Raw genomic sequence first — 1,842 nt, forward strand, 5'->3', positions numbered from 1 at the left:
GGTGACAATTTATCGGTATATTAGTTCCTGCCTGTTTTAGTATTAATTTTGAGATGAAAAAAATACTTGTCTTGCTTATCGTGATTTTGAGCGCTTCGCCCCTAATGGCGCAGCTCAGTCCGGACGAAGCGCTTGCAGTTCAGTATTTTCAAACCGGAGAATTCGACAAGGCTGCTGTTATTTACGAGAAGCTCTTCAACCGGACCAAAAATCCCGGTTACTATGATCCCCTATTTACTTGTTTGTTAAAGACCAAGAGGTATGACGAGGCAGAAGAACTGGCCAGAAAGTTACTAAAAGCCCAAGCTGGCAATTATACCTATGCTGTTGATATTGGGCGGATTCATCAGGAAAGAGGTGAGCAGGAAAAAGCTACCGAATGGTTTAATAAGCTTATCAGGGAACTTCCTGCAAACGAATTTGCTATAAAAGATCTTGCTATCACTTTCTACAGGGCTGAAGCTTACGATTTTTCGATAAGAGCACTGCTAAATGGCCGCAAACTGATTAATGACGAAAGTGCCTTTTCATATGATCTCCTGAGTTTATACCGTTACAGAAAAGATAAGCCCAATTTAATCCAGGAATATCTTGTACTGCTGAATTCAAATCCGGAAATATTACGCCAGGCTCAAAACGTTTTGGCTGCTATTCTGGAGGATAAGGCCGACTACGATCTTTTTAAAACAGCTTTATTGAGACGCCTGCAAAAGGACCCTCAAAATGTGGCTTACACCGAGTTCCTTACCTGGCAGTACATCCAACAGAAAGAATTCGATATGGCATTAAGGCAAACTTTTGCCCTTGACCGGCGTCTAAAAGAAGATGGTGAGCGCGTATTCGAGTTATCCCGTATGCTCATGGCTAACCTTGCCTACGAGCCCGCTATAGAAGCGCTTAATTTCCTGGTAGCAAAGGGCGAAGAGAGTGAATACTACATCCCTGCCAAAGTAGACCTTTTGGATGCAAAAACCCGGCAACTAACTGCTAATAAATTCACAAAAACCGAACTTCTCGCTTTGGAGAAGGATTATTTGTCGCTTTTGACCGAGTTTGGACGCAGCCCAAGTACTTCCTTTGCTATTCGAAAACTGGCTAATTTGCAGGCATTTTATTTACAGAAGCCCGTAGAAGCTGCCGAACTGCTTGCGAAGATGATCGAACTTCCGGGAATACCACCCATGGTTTTAGCACAGTCGAAACTGGAACTGGGCGACATTTATATCCTTACCGGAGAAGTATGGGAGGCGGTTTTACTATACGGACAGGTCGAAAAGCAATTTTCGAATGAACCTTACGGACAGGAGGCTAAGTTCAAAAATGCTAAACTTTCATATTTTCAGGGCGACTATGTTTGGTCGAAGGCGCAATTAGATATCCTGAAAAGTTCCACTTCCCAGTTGATAGCCAATGACGCACTAAACCTAAGCCTGCTGATTTCCGACAACCTGCAAAACGAGAACGATACAGCCGCCCTTCGGAAATATTCCTATGCCGACCTGCTAATCTTCAAAAATGAGTCAGACAAAGCACTCGCACTTCTTGACAGCCTTAACCTTCTTTATCCTGGGAATTCGCTCGCTGATGATATCCTAATGGCGAAGTCAAAGATTTTCCTTAAGAATAATGACACAGATAAAGCGCTTGTACAACTTCAGGAGATTGCTGCAAAATACGGTTCGGATCTATGGGGTGATGACGCCATATTTATGCTCGCTGATCTGTATGAGAATAAACTTAACCAGCCGACTAAAGCCTTAGAACTCTACCAAAAAATAATAACAGACTTCCCGGGAAGCCTGTATGTGATTGAAGCGAGGAAGAGGTTTAGGTTGTTGAGGG

Annotated in this window: 1 protein-coding gene; it reads left to right on the forward strand. The window is 43.2% G+C overall.

Features of this window, described 5'->3' with window-relative positions; genetic code table 11:
- Window positions 1-53: 53 nt before the first annotated feature.
- Window positions 54-1,842: tetratricopeptide repeat protein (locus tag WBJ10_RS17135; RefSeq protein ID WP_424292503.1), on the forward strand; the 1,789-nt coding region annotated here is incomplete at its 3' end.

Source organism: Daejeonella sp. (genome assembly GCF_049655485.1).
Classification (GTDB): Bacteria; Bacteroidota; Bacteroidia; order Sphingobacteriales; family Sphingobacteriaceae; genus Daejeonella.